The following is a 16,973-nucleotide window of genomic DNA, read 5'->3' on the forward strand; positions in this document are numbered from 1 at the left end:
GGGGTCAGCCGCAGCCCGGTGTCACCAGGCCCGTCTCGTAGGCCACCACGACGGCCTGCGCGCGGCTGCCGAGGCCCAGCTTGTGCATGGCGCGGTTCAGGTGCGTCTTGACCGTGGCCTCGCTGATGAAGAGTTCGCCGGCGATCTCCTGGTTGCCGAGGCCACGCGCCGTCAGCCGCAGCACCTCGGTCTCCCGGCCGGTCAGCAGGTCGAGATCCGGGGGCGGTTGCGCGGCGGCGGTGCCGGACCGCCGCGCGTACGCCTCGACCAGCCGCCTGGTGACGCTGGGGGCGAAGAGCGCGTCGCCGCCACCCACCGCGGCGACCGCCGCGAGCAGCCGCTCGGGTCCCGCGTCCTTGAGCAGGAAGCCCGAGGCGCCCGCGCGCAGCGCCCCGTACACGTACTCGTCCAGGTCGAAGGTGGTCAGCACCAGCACTCCGGGGGCCGGGACCGGCGCCTCGGCGAGGATCTTCTCCGTGGCCGCGACACCGCCCATCCCGGGCATCCGGATGTCCATCAGCACCACGTCGGGGCGGGTCTCGGCGACGAGCGCGACGGCCTCCTCGCCGTCACCGGCCTCACCCACGACCTCGGTCCCGGGCGCGGCCCGCAGCAACCCCACCAGGCCTGCCCGGATGAGGAACTGGTCGTCGACCACGAGCACCCTGGTCATTCCGACGTGCCGTCCCCCTGCCGTGCGGCCCGCGTGGAGGTCGGCAGGATCACCCTGACGGCGAATCCCCCCTCGCTCCGCGGGCCGATGCTGACCGTCCCCCCGTACAGCTTGGCCCGCTCGCGCATCCCGATCAAGCCGTGCCCGCCGCCCGTCCTCACTCTGTCCTGAACCGCCCCATCGCCGTCGTCCGTGACCGAGACCGTCACGTGCCGCGGCCGGTAGTGGACCTCCACGAGCGCGGTCGAACCGGGCGCGTGCTTCAGCACGTTGGTCAGGGCCTCCTGGACCACGCGGTACGCGCACAGGTCGACACCGGGCGGCAGCGGGCGCGGCGTACCGTCGACGCGCAGGCGGACGGGGACGCCCCCGGCCCGTACGCGTTCGGCCATCTCCTCCAGGCGGGCGATGCCCGGCATGGGCGCGGCCTGGCCGCCGTCATCGTCGGCGCGGAGCACCCGCAGGACGCGCCGCAGCTCCTCCAGGGCCTCCGCGCTGGTGCCGGCGATGGTCCCGAGCGCGGTGCGGGCCGTGCCGGGGTCGGAGTCGAAGACGAAACGGGCCAGACCCGCCTGGACGGATATCACCGAGATGTGGTGGGCGACCACGTCGTGGAGTTCCCGGGCGATCCGAGCGCGCTCCTCGGCGACCTCGTGCCGGGCCCGCTCCTCCTGCTCGGCGCGCAGCCGGCGGGCCAGTTCGGCGGAGCGGCGGGCCACATGACCGAAGCGGACCAGGACGAGGGAGAAGCCCATGGCCTGGCCGACGACGGACGGCATGGCGGCGCGGTCGCTGATGAGACCCGCGTAGATCCAGACGGTGCTCATCAGCACGGCGCATCCGGCGGCCGTGCGCGGCGGCCGCAGGGAGGCGACCGTGTAGAGGGTGAGCATGGGGGCGAAGGAGTTGACCACGGGCCAGTAGCCGGCGGTCACGTACACGGTCCACATCGCCAGGACGAAGAGACAGACGGCGACGGGCGCCCTGCCGCGCACCACGACCGGCAGGTTGACCAGACCCACCAGCAGGTGGCCCGCGAGGTCGAGTGGGGGCCATCCCTGGCTCGCCGCTTCCTGGCCGAGCAGTACGGCCACGCCGGTGAGCGCCGCCGTGATCAGGAGGTCGGCGGCAGGGGGACGGATCCGCATCGCCGCAGCGTAACCCCGACGGAGGAGGAACCACTTCAACCAGGCGCTGTAGTGCGGTAGTTGGGGGCGTGCGGCCTGCCCCCGGGGGCGGCGGGGGACGTCGTGTCCGGTTGTGGGACTGGCGCGGCTGCCGGGCCGCCGTCACGAGGGGGGCGGGCTCCACGGTGGGACGGCACGGTGTGACGGCACGCGGGCCGAGACGCTGCCGCGCGTCGGGGGCGACGGCGCGGCGGCGGGAGCGAGCGCAGGCCCGGCGCGAGAGCCATGGGCGGGAAGGCACCGTTCAAGCTAGTCCGGGGCCGCTCAGCCGGGGCGGCGGCGGTACCCCGCCCCCTTCCCCCGAGATGGGCGGAACACCGTCGCAGGAGGATCTCGTCGATCCCGTACGCATGGATCCGCGTGGACGGGTACCCGCACCACCGGCCGACGTGCGCGGCGGGTACCGCCGCGCCGCAGACCGGGAACAAGGAGGCGCCGAATGAGCAAGGTGAAGGAATCCGTCGAGGTCGAGGTCCCCGTCCACACCGCGTACAACCAGTGGACGCTGTTCGAGGAGTTCCCGCAGTTCATGGAGGGCGTGGAGGAGGTCATCCAGGTCGATGACCGCCACAACCACTGGAAGACCAAGATCGGCGGAGTGCAGCGCGAGTTCGACACCGAGATCGTCGACCAGCTGCCCGACGAGCGCATCGCGTGGAGGACCATCAGCGGCGACACCCAGCAGAAGGGTGTGGTCAGCTTCCAGCGCCTGGACGACACGCACACGCGCGTGGAGCTGGTGATGGACGTCGAGACCAGCGGCGTCGCGGAGAAGGCCGCCGACCTCACCGGGACGATCGACCGGCGCGTGAAGGGCGACATGCGGCGGTTCAAGGACTTCATCGAAGGCCAGGGCGGCGAGTCCGGCGGCTGGCGCGGCCGGATCAAGCCGGGCGACCGCTGACGCCCGCACGGACCGACGCCGCCGCCGGCCGGCCGGTACGGCGACACCTCGCCGCACCGTGCCGACCGGCGCCGGTGTCGGCCTGAGCCGGGGCGGGGGGCGTGGGGGCCGGGGCCGCGCCCGGCGGCGCCGGAGTCCGCGGGTGCCCGGCGTTTCGGCGTACCGGTGGCCTCCTGGTGGGGCGACACGGTGACGCCCCGGGGGCCGGGAGCCCCCGCTCGGTGGTGGCGACTGGCTCAGCAGGTCGCAGGCCGCCGCGGGGTCAGCAGGCCGCGCCCTGGGAGCGGAGCCACTCGCACTGCGTCTCGCCGGATGTCTTGCCACCGTCGTACGCGCGCGGGTCGCGGTAGCCGGGGCCGACCGGCTCGTGCGGCTCGAAGACGCCGTCACCGTCCGTGTCGCCCCCCTGGGGGTCGATCGTGCCGCCCGGGTTCCGGCAGGCCGCCCGGTCGGCCGGGTGCGTGGTGCACACGTTCGGGCGAGGATCGGGTGCCTGGGCCTGCCGCGCCGCCGCGACCTGCGCCGTGGCCTGGCCCTCCACCGCCCGCGCGAGCGAGGCGCCGGAGAGTTCCAGGGAGACGGCGGCGGGCCGGGCGGCGGGTGCGGTCACCGGCTCGCCCGCCGGAGGGGCACCTGAACCGCAGGCGGACATCGTGAACGCGAGGCCCGTGGCCAGCAGCGCTGAGCCCGCGAAGGCGGCTGCCCGGCGGCGGGCACGTGATGCGAGGGCCATGACGACCATGGGAACACCTGGCGAGCGATCGACGTGATGGGTGATACGCACCCTACGGCGGCCTCCGGAGCCGGTCAATGCGCTCGTGGCCGACGGAGCGCGCCGGTCCAGGCCGTAGTCGGTGCGGCAGGCGGCGAACGGTTCACGGTGCCGGGCGATGACGGCGCCGCTCCCCCTTGGGCCGGCCGGCGCTCCGGTGACCGCGCGGAAAACGGCCTCCACGGCACGACGGACGGCGCCGCCCTCGCCGACCGTGCGCGTGCCTCGACCACGAACCCCGCTCCCGTCCATCGAGCCGGCCGGACGGCGCCCCCATACCCAAAGGCCCGTCGCGGCGGGGCCCATCGCGGCCAGGGGCCGTCGCGGCCAGGGGCCCGTCACCGGCCGGGCACGGAGCCGGAGGCGCTCGGCCTCCGGAGCCGCGGCAGACGGTCGCCGGGACCGGAGTGGTGCCGGCGAAGCGGTACGCGGTGCCATGGGCCCGCCGGCGGCACACGCCGGTAACATCACCGGATCATGGACGTGTACGGGGAGAACGAGACGGTGCCCGTCCCGGAGGGGCGGGTGACGCTGTCGGACCGGCGGACGGGGCGGAAGTGGCCGGTCGAGCTGGAGCCCTACCGGCTCGCGGCCCGTCCGGTCACCCAGGCGCGGTACGCACAGATCACCGGGCGGCGGCCGAGCAGCGCGCACGGCGACCGGCTGCCGGTCGAGAGCGTCTCGTGGTGGGACGCCGTCCGCTTCTGCAACACCCTCTCCGAGCAGGAGGGGTTGAGGCCCGCGTACCGCGTCCGCGGCGACGACGAGGTCGAGGTCGAGGTCGAGTGGGACGCGTCGTCGGACGGGTACCGGCTCCCCACCGAGGCCGAGTGGGAACACGCCTGCCGTGCCGGCACGACCGGCGCGCGGTACGGGGAGCTCGACGAGATCGCCTGGCACCGCGGCAACTCGCTGGAGCGGATGCGCGAGGTGGGTGGCAGGCGGCCCAACTCGTGGGGGCTGTACGACATGCTGGGCAATGTGTGGGAGTGGTGCTGGGACCTCTACGACCCCGAGGTCTACGGCACCTACCGGGTACTGCGCGGTGGCGGGTGGTTCGACGAGCGCTGGAGCTGCCGCGCCTCGGTACGGCGCCGCAGCCATCCGACCCTGCGCATCGACGACGTGGGGTTCCGCGTCGCCCGTTCCCTCTAGGCGGCGTCGTCCCTCGGGCGCCGCGTCGCCGCCGCGCGGGCGGGCCCGGTGGGAGCGGGCCGTGTCGTCGGCCGGTCCGGTTCGTTGCACATTCCGGCCGCAGAATTCCGGCCGCATTCCCCCTCGTACGACAGGAGCACGCCTTGTCCCGTCACCCCCGCACCCGTCTGATCGCCGTCGCCGCCTCGATCGCGGGCGCGAGCGTCGCCGCCGCCGCCCCCGCGATGGCCGACGAGCAGCCGCCCGCGTCCGTCGGCGCCCCCGTCGTCACGGACCTCAACAGCACGGGGCCGCTCAGCACGTCCCCGGACACCCAGGGCCACCAGGCGTCCCCCCTGCCGGTCGGCGGAGCCCTGCTCGGCGGCCTCCCGTCGGGCCTGCCCATCGGCGGCTGACAGACCCGCCGGGGAGCGCGCCGCTCCCCCGCGCCCCCTGAACGGGTGGCCGCCACGTCCCGTAGTAGGGGACGAGCAAGTCATCCGTACGGAAAGGGGGCGATGAGCCGTGCTGCGTCGCTGGGGGCGGAAGGCGCGGGTCGCGCACGGACCGGCGGGGAGCCCGCTGCCGGAGGAACGGCCGCCCGGCGACCGGCTGCCCGGCAGGGGCCGCCGGTTGCGGTTCCGCGTCGACTACCCGCGCCCCGGCCGGCGGGGAGTTCTCCGGTGGGTTCCGTCATGGCGCCAGGTCCTCGCCGTCGCACTGTCCGGCTCCGCCGTGGTCGCCGCGCTGGTGGGGTACGTGTACTCCACGGTGCGGGTCGCGGACGTGAACGCCGACGCACGGGCCGAGGCCAATGTGTACTACTGGGCGGACGGCACGCAGATGGTGAGCGTCGGGCCGGTCAACCGGCAGAACGTCCCCCTCTCCGACATTCCACCGTCCCTGCAGAACGCCGTCATCGCCACCGAGAACGCCACGTTCTACAGCGACCCCGGGTTCTCGGTGCGTGGACTGGCGAGAGCCGTGGTCAACATGGCACGCGGCCAGGAGGTGCAGAGCGGCTCCACCATCACCCAGCAGTACGTCAAGAACACGTACCTCACGCCGGAACAGACCCTCGACCGCAAGCTGCGCGAGCTGTGCCTCTCGGTCAAGCTGTCGAGGTCGCTGTCCAAGCAGGAGATCCTCCAGGGGTACCTCAACACCAGTTGGTTCGGCCGGAACGCCTACGGGGTGCAGGCCGCGGCGGTGGCGTACTACGGCATGGACGCCAAGGACCTCGACCCCTCCCGCAGCGCCCTGCTGGCCGCGCTGCTCAAGGGCGGGGAGCTGTACGACCCTTCGCTGAGCCCGGCCCACCACCGCCGTGCCGTCGAACGGTGGGGCTACGTCCTGGACCGGCAGGTGGAGCTCGGCTACATGTCCAAGGGCGAGCGGGCGAAGTACACCGCCTTCCCCGAGCCCCGGCCGGAGTCGGTCTCCACCAGCATGTCCGGCCAGATCGGCTACCTGGTCGACGTGGCGGACAAGTACATCAAGAACCGCACGGGCCTGACGACCGAGCAGCTCGGACGCGGGGGCTACCGGATCCGCACCACCTTCGACGAGCGGGAGGTGGAACGGCTGCGGACCACGGTGGAGGAAGTGCGGCAGACCTCGCTCGACCCGGCCCGCCGGATCGCCGACCGGGACGTGGAGATCGGCGCGGCATCGGTCCGGCCGGGCGACGGCGCGGTGCTGGCGTTGTACGGAGGTCCGGACGCGACCGAGCACTTCACCAACAACGCCGACACGGCCGGTGTGCCGGTGGGTTCGGCCTTCACGCCGTTCGTCCTGGCCGCGGCCCTGGAGCACGGCGCCGGTCCCGCCGCCGACGCGCCCTCCGCGCTGCGGCGGGCGCTGGTGCGGGGCGACAGCCGCCTCTACAGCCGGCTGGGCGAGGCGGTGGGGCTGGAGAAGGTACGGGACCTCGCCGTCGGCTCGGGCCTGTTGCCGCTCAGCATGGCGCCGCTGGAGCCCTCCTTCTCCGTCGGCACGTCGACGCCGAGCGCCATCAGGATGGCCGGTGCGTACGCCACGTTCGCCGCCGGCGGGCGGCGGACCGACCCGTACTCCGTCACCGCGGTCAGCCACCTCGGCACGCCGGTGGAGGGGCTGGAGCGGCCCGCCGCCCGGCGGGTGATGGACGAGAGGGTGGCCCGTGAGGTGTCGGAGGCGCTGCGGGACGTGGCGGTGGACGTCATGGCGCCGGACGCCATCCGTGCCCTGCCCCCGGTCACCGCCGGCCGGACCGGTGCCGAGGACCGGGTCCCCGCGTCCTGGTTCGTCGGGTACACCGGCCGGCTGTCCACCGCGGTCACGGTGTTCCGCAGCCGGCCCGGTACGGGCGGTCTGCTGCCCCTGAACGGCGTGGGCGGGAGCGAGTCGGACCGGGCCGCCGACTTCCTGCCTCTGCGGGTGTGGTCGTCGTACATGACCGGCACTCCCGCCTCACGCGGCACCGACTAGCTCACAGGGCGCCGGCCATGCGCCGGACCGCTTCCGTGAGCACCTCGGGCGAGGTGGCGAGGTTGAGACGGGCGTGCCCGGCGCCGCCGGTGCCGAAGGGCGGACCGGAGTGCAGCGCCACCCGGCCGCGCTCGAGGAAGGCGGCGGCCGGGTCGTCGCCCAGACCGAGGGCCCGGCAGTCCAGCCACGCCAGGTACGTGCCCTCGCCGGGCCGGTGGCGCACGCCCGGCAGGTACTTGGCCAGGAGCTCGTCCAGGAGCCGCCGGTTGTCGTCGAGCCCGTCCAGCAGGGCGTCGAGCCAGTCACCGCCGTCCCGGAAGGCGGCCGTGTGGGCGATGGCACCCAGGTGGCTGGGGCCGTGGCCGACCTCGGGCGGCATCCGCGCCAGGTCGTCGGCGGCGGCCGGTCCGGCCACAGCGAGCGCGGCCTTGAGCCCGGCGAGGTTCCAGGCCTTGGACGCGGACATCACGGAGAAGCCGCGGTCGGCGCCCGGCACGCTCAGGTAGGGCACGAAACGCGCCGAGCGGGACACGACGGGGGCGTGGATCTCGTCCACCACGACGCGTACGCCATGGCGGTCGGCGAGGGCCGCCACGGCGGCCAGTTCGTCGGCGGTGTGCACGGTTCCGGTCGGGTTGTGCGGGCTGCACAGCAGGTACGCCGCGCGGCGGCCGCCTCGTACGGCCCGCCGGAACGCGTCCTCCAGTACGGTCAGGTCGATCCGGGACCGCTCGTCGAGCGGTGCTTCCACGACCCGGCGGTCCATGTGCTCGACGAAGAGGTAGAACGGGTTGTAGACCGGGCAGTTGACCACGACCGCGTCCCCGGGGCCGGTGAGGAGCTTGAGCACCTCCACGATGCCGAGCATCACGTCGGGCACGAGCCGGGTCCGCTCCACGGCGAGCGTGTCCCAGCCCCAGCGTCCGCTCGCGAACGACGCCAGCGCCTCGGCGTAGCCCGTGCCGGCGGGGTAACCGGTGTCGCCGATGGCGACCGCTTCGGTGACCGCCCGTGCCACGGGCTCTGCCAGCGGCACGTCCATCTCGGCCACCCACAGGGGCAGCACATCGTCGGGGTACTCACGCCACTTGATGCTGGTGCGGCGGCGCAGTTGTTCCAGGGAGAGCCGCCGGAGCGGGTTCGGGTCGTCGGGCGAGCCGTGCGGTGTCTGCTCCATGCCGGGCGATTCTAGGCGGCGGGGTGCGGATCCGCGGGGTGTCTTTCCGCCGCGTGCCCGGGGGCCGGAGGGTCAGGAACACGCGAAACCGTCCGCAGCCATGGCGTGCTGTTCCGTGCCGGACGGCGGCCCGGGTCCCGGCCGTCGCGTCACCTCCGCGTCTCCCCGCCGGAGCCGTGCGCCGGGGTCGTTTCGGCCGGCGTGCCCACGCGGACGCGGTTGCCGTCCGGGTCGCGCAGCTCGATCCCGCGCGCCCACGGCTGGTGTGCCGGCCGTTCGCCGAACTCCGCCGCGAGGGCGTCGACGTCGTGCACCCGGAGGTAGACCAGTGTGTCCGGGCGGGCGTCGCCGAGGTGTTCCGACAGGAACAACCGCACGCCGCCGCGGGCGACTTCGACGAAGGCGGGGAAGCCCGGGGCGAAGCGGTGCTCCCATCGCGGCGTGAAGCCCAGCCGCTCGTACCAGGCGACCGCCACGGCGGCGTTCTCGACGCGGAGGACCGGGATGACGGCCTCATCCATGTCCATGTCCATGCGGTCATCGTCGCAGAGGTGCGCCGTTCGACCGATTCCCCCGAGAGCGGAACGCCGTTGGGCTCCGCGGCGGGCCGTACCGGGGCCGATGCTCCTAGTCTGTACGGGTGACCAACCACATACCCGCGGAGCCCCTGTGGCGGCACGTCGTCGGTGGCGTCCTGCGCCGTGAGCGCCTCGCCCAGGAACGCACGCTCAAGGACGTCGCCGAGGCGGCCAAGATCTCCGTCCCGTACCTCTCCGAGCTGGAACGCGGCCGCAAGGAGGCTTCGTCGGAAGTCCTGGCGGCCGCCGCCCACGCCCTCGGGCTCGGGCTGGCCGATCTGCTCGCCCTCGCGCACGCCGATCTGGCCCGTCCGGCACGGACCCGGCCGGTGACGGGGCGGGTCGCCGCCCGCGTCGACGGCGGTTCCGCGGTGAGCGAGACCGCACTCCGGCCGGTGGGGACGGCGCGGGTGCGGCGGACGGGCGCCCGGCAGGCCCGGTTCGGTCTGGCGGCCTAGCCACCGGCGCCGCCGGTACACCCGGTGCTCCGGGGTACGCCCGGTGCTCCGGTACGCCTGGCACCCACCGCCGGGTACGCCCGGTGGGTGCCGGGTGCCACCGGGTGCGCCCGGTGGGTACCGGGTGCCGCCGGCTCCGGTCAGGGACGGTGGCCGTCCGGAGGCGGCACCGGTGCGGCGGGGTCCGTACCCTCCCGTACGGCACACCGCTCGACGAGGGCCACGGTGTGCGCCCATCCCGCGGCGAGGGAGCGGACGCGGTGCTCGCGGCGGCCACCGGACAGGTCGAGGCCGGCCGGCCGGGGCCCGTCCGGTGACCGGTCGTCGGGGGCCAGCCCCCAGGTGACGCACTGCCGCGGTCCGTCCGCCCGCCCCTGGTCGAGCACGGCCACGTTGTGCCGGTACCCGGCCGTCACGCGGTCCGCGTGCCGTACGTGGGGGACGACGACCGGTCCGGCGGGGTCGTGCTCCGGGTCGAGGCCCAACTGCCCGCAGTGGTTGTTGCCCCACGCGCGTACGGTGCCGTCCTTGATGACGGCCAGGCTGTGGTGCCATCCGGCGTCGAGGGACGTCACTCCGGCGAGGTTCCGGACGGCGACGGGGGTGCGGCGCTCCTCGTTGGTGCCGTCGCCGAGCTGGCACCAGTGGTTGGTGCCCCAGGCCCGTACCGTGCCGTCGGACAGCAGGGCCACGCTGAAGTAGCCGCCGCCGGACACGGCCGTGACGTCCCCGAGATCGCGGACGGCCACCGGGGTGCGGCGTTCGTTTTTGCTGCCGTCGCCGAGCTGCCCCCGGTTGTTGGAGCCCCAGGTCCGGACGGTGCCGTCGGCCAGCAGGGCGAGGTTGTGGCCGCCGCCCGCCGCGACCGCCACGACGTCGTGCAGACCGGTCACGGGGACGGGGACGTGGTGGTCGTGCCGGGTGCCGCTGCCGATCTGTCCCCAGTCGTTGGCGCCCCACGCCCGTACCGTGCCGTCGGACAGCAGGGCCACGCTGTGGCCGCCGCCCGCCGCGAGCGCGGTGACGCCGGTCAGTTCCCGGACGGCCACCGGCCGGTGGCGGTCCTCCCGCGTGCCGTCGCCGAGCTGGCCGTAGTGGTTGGCACCCCAGGCCAGGACGGTCCCGTCGCGGGTGAGGGCCAGGGTGTGGTGGGAGCCGGCCGCGACGGAGACGACGTCGTGCCCGATGCCGTCCAGGGCCACCGGCACGGCCCGTTCGCCGCGTGTCCCGTCACCGAGCTGTCCGCAGTGGTTGACGCCCCACACCAGAACGGCACGGCCGTCGGATCCGATGCTCATGCGATGCTCACTCCCGGTCGCCGGCTTCCTCGCGGGGCACCCGTTCGGCGCCCCCGCCGAAGCCGTTCCACGCTGCGCACCGGAACGCACCCCGAGCGCCGTGGATCACCCCCACGTGGGGGCGCACGGAGGCAGACGGCAGGTCCGGCGGGGTACCTCCTTAGACTGCCTGACGTGGAGCTTCGGCATCTGGAACACTTCGTCGCCGTGGCCGAGGAGGGCAATGTGACCCGGGCCGCCGCCCGGCTGCACCTGGCGCAGTCGGGGCTGTCGGCATCGGTGCGCGCCCTGGAGCGGGAGCTGGGGGCCGAGCTGTTCGTCCGTACGGCGCGTGGCGTGGAGCCGACCGAGGCCGGCCGGGCACTGCTGCGGGAGGCGCGGCGCACGCTGGACAGCGCGGCGGCGGCGCGTGAGGCGGTCGCGGCGGTACGGGGCGTGGTCGGCGGGACGCTGCGGGTGGGGACCGAGCAGTGCATGGGCGCGGCCGACCCGTTCGGCGCGCTTGTGGAGTTCGGGGCGCGGCACTCCTCGGTCGACGTCCACGTCGAGCAGGCGGGGTCGGCCGTACTGCTGGAGCGGTTGCGGCAGGGCCGCCTGGACGTGGCCTTCGTCGCCGGTCCGGGCGGGACCGCGGGGTCGCGGCTGCGGGCGCTGGCGCGGGAGCCCATGGTGCTGTTGTGCGCGCCCGGCCACCGGTTGGCGGGGCGGGCGGAGGCGGTGGACCTCGCGGAGCTGGCGGAGGAGGTGTTCGTGGACCTGGGCCCGCACTGGGGGTCGCGCCGGGTGGCCGACGCCGCGTTCGGGGCCGCGGGCGTCCGGCGCGCCATCGCCATGCAGCTGGACGACGTGCACAAGCTCCTGGAAGCCGTGGGCCGCGGGGTGGGAGTGGCGTTCGTGCCGCGCTCGGTGGCGGACAAGGAGCAGGCGGGCGGTCTGCGGTGGCTGGCTCCGGCCACGGAGGTCGTGTGGGAGGTGTCCGTGGCGTGGCCGTCGCCCGCCCGCCCGTCGGCGGCGGTCCGGGCGCTGCTGTCGTCGCTGCCCTGCGGGGGCGATCGGTCCGGCTGATGGCTGCCATCACCAACCGGTGTTGGACGGTGCGGGCGCCCGGAACGGAGGCTGGAGCGGTGACAGTGACAGGAACACACCCCGCCATGCCGGCCCGCCGAATCGGAAGCGTGGAGGTGAGCGCGATCGGCTTCGGCGCCATGCCGCTCTCCGTCCGGGGACGGCCCGACGAGCGGCGGGCGATCGCCACTCTCCATACGGTGCTGGACGCCGGGATCAACCTGATCGACACGGCCGACGCCTACCACCTGGACGCCGGCGATCCCGGCCACAACGAGACGCTGATCGCGACGGCGCTGGCGGCGTACGGGGGCGACACCGGGGACGTCCTGGTCGCCACCAAGGGTGGTCACACCCGCCCGGACGGCTCCTGGGCGCTCGACGGCTCGCCCGAGCATCTGCGCCGGGCCGCCGACGCGTCGCTGCGGCGGCTGGGCGTGGAGGCGATCGGGCTTTACCAGTACCACCGCCCGGACCCGGACGTGCCGTACGCGGAGTCCGTCGGCGCCCTCAAGGAGCTGTGCGACGCCGGGAAGGTGAGGGCGGTGGGTGTCTCGAACGCCGGCCCCGACCAGATCCGGCTCGCCCACGCCATCCTGGGCGAGCGGCTCGTCGCCGTACAGAACCAGTTCTCCCCCTCCTTCCGCGGCAGCCTGCCGGAGCTGGAGCTGTGCGAGCGGCTCGGGCTGGCGTTCCTGCCCTGGAGTCCGCTCGGCGGCATGGGTGAGGCGGGTGCGCTGGGGGCGCGGCACCGCGCGTTCCACGAGGTGGCCGCCGAGCTGGGGGTGAGCCCCCAGCGGGTGTGCCTGGCGTGGATGCTGGCCCTGTCTCCTTGTGTGGTCCCGATCCCGGGCGCCCGTCGCCCCGGGAACGTACGGGACTGTGCCATGGCCGCGGGGCTGACACTGACGCCGGCGCAGCTGGCGCGTCTGGCCGCGACCGGGTGAGCCGGCGGCCCCGGCCCCCGGCCCCGGCCGCCGACGGCAGCCGTCATCGGCCCTTGAGCACGACCCAGACCTGTCCGGGGGCGAAGGTGAGGGGCTGTCCGGCGGGGGTGGTGAAGGTGGTGACGGCGTCCGCCGCGGGACGGCTCCACCGTGCGTCGTGGCGCCGGCCGTCCCGCAGGACGACCGCGGTGCCGGATCCCACCGTCTCGGTGTACGGGGTGACGTTGCCTCCCCGGTCGCGGAACTTCGAGGGGCGGACGTCCACGTCCTGGACGACGACCGTGGCCGCCGCCGCCCGCGAGCCGTCGGTGGTGCGGGCGGGTGTCCCGTCCATGGTGACCAGCCACCGCTTGCCGGTGTCGGACCAGGTGAAGGTGAACCGTGCGGCCGGGTAGCGCACCGTGTGCTCGTTCACCTGTCTGCCGCCCGGGGGTGCGGCGCCGAAGCGGAAGCCGATGTCCTTCGCCTTGTCGGCCTTCGGGACGGCGGACAGGGCACGTTCGGGCCGGACGTACAGGTTGTGCGGGGCCGGGCGTTGCTCGCCGCGGAAGTACGCGCGGGGGGCGTCGCCCGGGGTCAGGGGGAACAGCGGGGCGGCGTCGATCAGGGGCCGGAGCGCGGACTGCTCGCCGGAGTAGGCGAGGGCGGGACGGCCGAACTGGCGCAGCAGCTCCAGGTCCGCTTCGCGGGCGCTGCGCACCGGCCCCACCGTGGCGGGCAGCCGCGACGAGTAGACCGCGAGGAGCCTGGTCTGGCCCGCCTCGACCTGCTCGACGTAGACGATGTCCGCCGCGCCCAGGCCGGTGTGGGGCCGCGCCGGGCGGACGTTGTCGATCTTGACGGCGAGGACCGGGGAGGGTTCGGCCGGACGTCCCGTGAAGGGCGAGACGCCCTGTCCGGGCGGGTTCGGTGGGACGGACGTGCCGGGCGGCCGCTGGGGCGTGGGCTCGGGGGCGGGACCGGTCCCGGAGCACGCGTAGAGACCGGCGGTCATCACCGCGGACACCGTGGCGGCGACGGCCGCACCGGCCCGACCCGATCTGCGTTTCGCACCCATCGGTCCCGTTCCTGCCTGTCTGCCTCAAGTGCACCACGAAAAGCGGTACCGGAACAGCGCAGGAGCGGGCTCGCCTCAGGGCGCCGCCCGGATGCTCCACAGGTGGTAGGCGACCACGCCCGCGAGGCAGAGCAGGACGATCCAGGAGCCGAGGCCGGTGTGCCGTGCCTTGGGCCCGGAGCGGCGGGGCTTGCGGCCCCGGGGCCTCACCCTCGCCGCCTTCCGCGCGGCGCCGGCGGGGGCTCCGCCGGTGGAGGGCCCGTCGGCGGCGGCTTCGGCGGCCGTCTCGGCGAGCAGGCGCCGGCAGGCGGTGGCGAGCTCCGCCGTGCCCGCGGTGAGCGGCATGACGGCCTCGGAGCGGGCCGGGGCGGTCGTCCCGCCGTCCAGGATGCGGCCCGCGCGCAGGAGTATCTCGTCCCTGCCTCCGGCGGGGGCGAGGCTGATCCAGCGCTCCACATGCTCGCCCCGGATGACCACACCTCCGGACCGTTCGCGGTAGACGGTGTGCTCCCGCCACAGCATGGCCGCCAACTCACCCGCCGCCTCGCGCAGTTGCGCACTCATGCGCCGCCCCCTCCTCCGTACGCCACTGGATCAGGCACGCACTCTAGCGTCAGGTACACACCAAGCCGACGCCGGGTGCCGGGGCACGCCCCTGCCGCACACTGGCGTCATGACTCCCACCGACGACTTCACGAGCCCGAGCCGCCTCACGCGCGCGGCGTACGGGGCCTTCATGGCCGCCGTCCGGAAGATCGACGACGAAGCGTCATGGGCGCCGACCGGTTGTACCGGGTGGGCGGCGCGCGACCTGGTGTTCCACTGCCTGACCGACGCGCAGCGCGCCCTCAACGCACTCCACACGCCCACGGACGCCGCACCCGACCGGGACGCCGTCGACTACTGGACCGACTGGCGGCAGCAGGACGCCGCGGGCGGGGAACGCGCCGCCCACGAGCGCCGGTTCGCACGGACGGTGGCCGGGACGTACCCGCACTTCGGGGAGTTGCGCGAGCTGTACCTGGAGACGGCGACGGCCGTCGTGCACGCCGCCGACCACACCGATCCGGGCCTGTCCGTGGCCACCCAGGGGCACGTCCTGAGCGCGGGTGACCTGTTGCGCACGCTCGCGGTGGAGGCGACGATCCACCACCTGGACCTGGGCGGGTCGTTGACCGGCCTGCCCGGCCCCTCCCCCGAGGGGCTCGCCGAGGTCCGCCGCACTCTGGACGGTCTCCTGGGCCGCCCCGTACCGCTGCCGTGGGACGACGCGCACTACGCCCGCGCGGCCACCGGCCGGGCCGCGCTCACCCCGGCCGAACGCACCGCCCTCGGGCGGGACGCGGACCGCCTGCCCCTCCTCGGGTGACGGCGTCCGTCATACGTCGTGCCCCTGTGCGGCGAGCCAGTGGTGGACGGCCGTCTTGTCGGCGACGCTGATGCGTACGGGCCCGTCGGGCGCGGGGCCCTCGTCCTCGTTGAAACCGGTGTCGGTGACCCGCGCCGTCACCCAGTCGGCCAGCTCCCGGGCGGACTCGGCGGACAGGCTGCCCCGCCGCCACTCCTCCCGTGCCTCCCTGGCGGCTCGCGCGTCATGTCGCGCCGCCTCCTCCAGCCATGCCGGTACCAGCCGTTCGACGACCCGCAGGTCCGCTTCGGAATGGTTCATGCACCCATGTGTGACCGTTCGGGCACGCTGTCATTCCTGCTTGCCCCGAACGCGTCCCCGGCCGGCATCCTCCACCGCGCGCCCCGGCCGTCGGCGACACCGCCGTCCGGCCCTGCGGCGAAAGGGTGAACTGTCCGCCCGCCGCGGGCGGGGCCGTTACGCACCACGGAGCCGCCTGTTACGCAAAGGAGCCCGGGAACCCGGTGTCACGACGATGAAGGACGAACATGATCAAGAAGGTTCTGGCCACCGCCGGTGTCGCCGCCGCCGTCCTCGGTGTGTCCGCGCCGATGGCGGCCGCCGTGGGCGACCGCGGAGTCGACACGCAGAACGGCAACTTCGCCACCCAGTCGTACGGCAACACCGTGACCGGCGGCCACATGAGCCCGCAGGTCGGGCTCGTCCAGGGCTCGCTGAACAAGCTGTGCGTCGGCCTGCCGGTCCAGGGTGACGTCCAGAACATCCTGCTGATCAACATCGGTGTCCAGGACCTGCTGAACGACACGCAGAACCAGCAGTGCGCCGAGAACTCCACGGCGGTCAAGGGTGACAGCGCCCTGTCGCACATCCTCGAGGACGTCCTCTCCGAGAACCTCTCGGCCGCCGTCCAGAACTGACGCGAGCCCTCCGGCCCGCACGCCGCCCCGGGCGCCGTGCGGGCCGGCCGTGACGAGAGGGCGGACCGAGGGGCGGGCGGCACGGAGGGTCAGGCAGGGGGGCGGGCGAGGCCGCCGGGCAGGGCGAAGGACGCCCAGACGGTCTTGCCCCACAAGGGGGCCGGGTCCCAGGACCAGGACTCACTGAGCGCGCCGACGAGGGCGAGACCCCGGCCGTTCCCCGCGGTGTCCCGCGCGGCGCGCGGTCGCGGCGGATCGGAACTCGGGTCGGAGACGGCGCACACCACGGTGCCGGGATAGCGGAAGAGCCCCAGCCAGACCGGGTTCTCCGAAGGCGGTGACGACGACGGGGCCAGTCCGTGCTGGACCGCGTTGGTCACGAGTTCACTGACGACCAGCGTCATGTCCGGCACGAGGGACGGCAGCGCCCATGAGGTCAGCGTGGTCCTGACGAACCGCCGCGCCTGACCCGCGCTCCTCGGGCACCCCCCGAGCCCGCAGGCCGCGAAGGCACCAAGACTCTCGTCGCGCGGCAGCGCGGCGTCCGTACGCGATAAGGCCGACGTGTGAGCCGTCACTGGGCATGTCCCCCTGCAGACTTCGGTGTTCGACGGTGCGGCAGGCGATCTGGAACGAGTATCGTCGGCTCTGCGCACAAAATGCAATTGCATCTGAGATTGCAGTCAAGGATGGCTGGAACGCCTGAACGAAACGGGAGGGGTTGGTGAGCGTGGAGTTCTTCAACGGCATGAGGGCCGGAGCCCTGGGGTCCGTCGCCTGGACCAAGAGCAAGCGGAGCAACGCCACGGGGAACTGCGTCGAGCTGGCGGCGCTCCCGGGTGACCGGGTCGCCGTGCGCAACTCCCGTGATCCCCACGGGCCGGCGCTGATCTACACCCGCGACGAGATAGCCGCGTTCGTCGCGGGCGCCCGGGACGGCGATTTCGACTCCGTACTGGACTGAACCG

20 protein-coding genes are annotated in these 16,973 nt (G+C 74.2%); 10 read left to right on the top strand and 10 right to left on the bottom strand.

Annotated features, from left to right (window positions below):
- Positions 1-4: 4 nt before the first annotated feature.
- Positions 5-673, bottom strand: a complete 669-nt coding sequence (locus tag ABD347_RS16050) for a response regulator (protein ID WP_344361573.1) — start codon at positions 671-673, stop codon at positions 5-7.
- Positions 670-1,821, bottom strand: a complete 1,152-nt coding sequence (locus ABD347_RS16055; RefSeq protein WP_344361576.1) for a sensor histidine kinase — start codon at positions 1,819-1,821, stop codon at positions 670-672. Before ABD347_RS16055 ends, ABD347_RS16050 begins: the two co-directional genes overlap by 4 nt.
- Positions 1,822-2,299: 478 nt before the next feature.
- Here ABD347_RS16055 and ABD347_RS16060 point away from each other — a divergent pair, with 478 nt between their 5' ends.
- Positions 2,300-2,764, top strand: a complete 465-nt coding sequence (locus tag ABD347_RS16060; protein ID WP_344361578.1) for an SRPBCC family protein — start codon at positions 2,300-2,302, stop codon at positions 2,762-2,764.
- Positions 2,765-3,026: 262 nt separating this feature from the next.
- On the opposite strand, the gene ABD347_RS16065 is transcribed toward ABD347_RS16060, so the two are convergent.
- Positions 3,027-3,497 (bottom strand): hypothetical protein, encoded by a 471-nt coding sequence (locus ABD347_RS16065; protein ID WP_344361581.1) that lies wholly within the window; start codon positions 3,495-3,497, stop codon positions 3,027-3,029.
- 516 nt (positions 3,498-4,013) lie between these two features.
- Here ABD347_RS16065 and ABD347_RS16070 point away from each other — a divergent pair.
- The 3 genes from ABD347_RS16070 (at position 4,014) to ABD347_RS16080 (ending at position 7,139) form a co-directional block, all read left to right on the top strand.
- Entirely contained in the window at positions 4,014-4,691 is a 678-nt protein-coding gene (locus tag ABD347_RS16070) for a formylglycine-generating enzyme family protein (RefSeq protein WP_344361584.1), read from the top strand.
- A gap of 143 nt (positions 4,692-4,834) precedes the next feature.
- On the top strand, positions 4,835-5,086 hold the full coding sequence (locus ABD347_RS16075; protein ID WP_344361586.1) for a hypothetical protein: 252 nt from the start codon (positions 4,835-4,837) through the stop codon (positions 5,084-5,086).
- 109 nt (positions 5,087-5,195) lie between these two features.
- Entirely contained in the window at positions 5,196-7,139 is a 1,944-nt protein-coding gene (locus ABD347_RS16080; RefSeq protein WP_344361588.1) for a transglycosylase domain-containing protein, read from the top strand.
- Between the two features lies 1 nt (position 7,140).
- Here ABD347_RS16080 and ABD347_RS16085 read toward each other — a convergent pair whose 3' ends face one another.
- Entirely contained in the window at positions 7,141-8,316 is a 1,176-nt protein-coding gene (locus ABD347_RS16085) for a MalY/PatB family protein (RefSeq protein WP_344361590.1), read from the bottom strand.
- A gap of 149 nt (positions 8,317-8,465) precedes the next feature.
- Positions 8,466-8,837: a glyoxalase superfamily protein gene (locus tag ABD347_RS16090; protein ID WP_344362358.1), complete on the bottom strand. Its 372-nt coding sequence runs from the start codon at positions 8,835-8,837 to the stop codon at positions 8,466-8,468.
- A gap of 119 nt (positions 8,838-8,956) precedes the next feature.
- Between ABD347_RS16090 and ABD347_RS16095 the strand changes: the two genes are divergently transcribed.
- Complete coding sequence (locus tag ABD347_RS16095) at positions 8,957-9,352, top strand: helix-turn-helix domain-containing protein (protein WP_344361592.1); 396 nt, start codon at positions 8,957-8,959, stop codon at positions 9,350-9,352.
- A 140-nt stretch (positions 9,353-9,492) separates the two neighbouring features.
- On the opposite strand, the gene ABD347_RS16100 is transcribed toward ABD347_RS16095, so the two are convergent.
- Positions 9,493-10,740, bottom strand: a complete 1,248-nt coding sequence (locus ABD347_RS16100) for an RCC1 domain-containing protein (protein ID WP_486388596.1) — start codon at positions 10,738-10,740, stop codon at positions 9,493-9,495.
- An 84-nt stretch (positions 10,741-10,824) separates the two neighbouring features.
- On the opposite strand from ABD347_RS16100, the gene ABD347_RS16105 reads away from it, so the two are divergent.
- Both ABD347_RS16105 and ABD347_RS16110 read left to right on the top strand, forming a co-directional pair.
- Entirely contained in the window at positions 10,825-11,715 is an 891-nt protein-coding gene (locus ABD347_RS16105; protein WP_344361596.1) for a LysR family transcriptional regulator, read from the top strand.
- An 86-nt stretch (positions 11,716-11,801) separates the two neighbouring features.
- Positions 11,802-12,662, top strand: a complete 861-nt coding sequence (locus tag ABD347_RS16110; protein ID WP_344361599.1) for an aldo/keto reductase — start codon at positions 11,802-11,804, stop codon at positions 12,660-12,662.
- Positions 12,663-12,705: 43 nt separating this feature from the next.
- Here the strand turns inward: ABD347_RS16110 and ABD347_RS16115 are convergent, their stop codons facing one another.
- Both ABD347_RS16115 and ABD347_RS16120 read right to left on the bottom strand, forming a co-directional pair.
- A complete protein-coding gene (locus tag ABD347_RS16115; RefSeq protein ID WP_486388597.1) occupies positions 12,706-13,719 on the bottom strand; it encodes a DUF3048 domain-containing protein in 1,014 nt (337 codons plus the stop codon).
- A 75-nt stretch (positions 13,720-13,794) separates the two neighbouring features.
- Positions 13,795-14,283 (bottom strand): hypothetical protein, encoded by a 489-nt coding sequence (locus ABD347_RS16120; protein WP_344361604.1) that lies wholly within the window; start codon positions 14,281-14,283, stop codon positions 13,795-13,797.
- A 109-nt stretch (positions 14,284-14,392) separates the two neighbouring features.
- On the opposite strand from ABD347_RS16120, the gene ABD347_RS16125 reads away from it, so the two are divergent.
- Complete coding sequence (locus ABD347_RS16125; protein ID WP_344361606.1) at positions 14,393-15,088, top strand: maleylpyruvate isomerase N-terminal domain-containing protein; 696 nt, start codon at positions 14,393-14,395, stop codon at positions 15,086-15,088.
- Between the two features lie 9 nt (positions 15,089-15,097).
- On the opposite strand, the gene ABD347_RS16130 is transcribed toward ABD347_RS16125, so the two are convergent.
- Entirely contained in the window at positions 15,098-15,388 is a 291-nt protein-coding gene (locus ABD347_RS16130) for a hypothetical protein (RefSeq protein ID WP_344361608.1), read from the bottom strand.
- Between the two features lie 227 nt (positions 15,389-15,615).
- Here ABD347_RS16130 and ABD347_RS16135 point away from each other — a divergent pair, with 227 nt between their 5' ends.
- Positions 15,616-16,005: a rodlin gene (locus tag ABD347_RS16135; protein WP_344361611.1), complete on the top strand. Its 390-nt coding sequence runs from the start codon at positions 15,616-15,618 to the stop codon at positions 16,003-16,005.
- Positions 16,006-16,094: 89 nt separating this feature from the next.
- Here ABD347_RS16135 and ABD347_RS16140 read toward each other — a convergent pair whose 3' ends face one another.
- Complete coding sequence (locus tag ABD347_RS16140; RefSeq protein WP_344361614.1) at positions 16,095-16,676, bottom strand: ATP-binding protein; 582 nt, start codon at positions 16,674-16,676, stop codon at positions 16,095-16,097.
- Positions 16,677-16,735: 59 nt separating this feature from the next.
- On the opposite strand from ABD347_RS16140, the gene ABD347_RS16145 reads away from it, so the two are divergent.
- A complete protein-coding gene (locus tag ABD347_RS16145) occupies positions 16,736-16,969 on the top strand; it encodes a DUF397 domain-containing protein (protein WP_344362360.1) in 234 nt (77 codons plus the stop codon).
- Positions 16,970-16,973 lie beyond the last annotated feature (4 nt).

It is taken from the genome of Streptomyces gobitricini, assembly GCF_039532985.1.
GTDB classification, from domain to species: Bacteria; Actinomycetota; Actinomycetes; order Streptomycetales; family Streptomycetaceae; genus Streptomyces; species Streptomyces gobitricini.

Excerpts from the sequence above, each read along its gene's own strand:
- ABD347_RS16050 (WP_344361573.1), bottom strand. The coding sequence starts at position 673 with ATGACCAGGGTGCTCGTGGTCGACGACCAGTTCCTCATCCGGGCAGGC.
- ABD347_RS16055 (WP_344361576.1), bottom strand. The coding sequence starts at position 1,821 with ATGCGGATCCGTCCCCCTGCCGCCGACCTCCTGATCACGGCGGCGCTC.
- ABD347_RS16060 (WP_344361578.1), top strand. The coding sequence starts at position 2,300 with ATGAGCAAGGTGAAGGAATCCGTCGAGGTCGAGGTCCCCGTCCACACC.
- ABD347_RS16065 (WP_344361581.1), bottom strand. The coding sequence starts at position 3,497 with ATGGCCCTCGCATCACGTGCCCGCCGCCGGGCAGCCGCCTTCGCGGGC.
- ABD347_RS16070 (WP_344361584.1), top strand. The coding sequence starts at position 4,014 with ATGGACGTGTACGGGGAGAACGAGACGGTGCCCGTCCCGGAGGGGCGG.
- ABD347_RS16085 (WP_344361590.1), bottom strand. The coding sequence starts at position 8,316 with ATGGAGCAGACACCGCACGGCTCGCCCGACGACCCGAACCCGCTCCGG.
- ABD347_RS16090 (WP_344362358.1), bottom strand. The coding sequence starts at position 8,837 with ATGGATGAGGCCGTCATCCCGGTCCTCCGCGTCGAGAACGCCGCCGTG.
- ABD347_RS16110 (WP_344361599.1), top strand. The coding sequence starts at position 11,802 with ATGCCGGCCCGCCGAATCGGAAGCGTGGAGGTGAGCGCGATCGGCTTC.
- ABD347_RS16115 (WP_486388597.1), bottom strand. The coding sequence starts at position 13,719 with ATGGGTGCGAAACGCAGATCGGGTCGGGCCGGTGCGGCCGTCGCCGCC.
- ABD347_RS16120 (WP_344361604.1), bottom strand. The coding sequence starts at position 14,283 with ATGAGTGCGCAACTGCGCGAGGCGGCGGGTGAGTTGGCGGCCATGCTG.
- ABD347_RS16125 (WP_344361606.1), top strand. The coding sequence starts at position 14,393 with ATGACTCCCACCGACGACTTCACGAGCCCGAGCCGCCTCACGCGCGCG.
- ABD347_RS16130 (WP_344361608.1), bottom strand. The coding sequence starts at position 15,388 with ATGAACCATTCCGAAGCGGACCTGCGGGTCGTCGAACGGCTGGTACCG.
- ABD347_RS16135 (WP_344361611.1), top strand. The coding sequence starts at position 15,616 with ATGATCAAGAAGGTTCTGGCCACCGCCGGTGTCGCCGCCGCCGTCCTC.
- ABD347_RS16140 (WP_344361614.1), bottom strand. The coding sequence starts at position 16,676 with ATGCAATTGCATTTTGTGCGCAGAGCCGACGATACTCGTTCCAGATCG.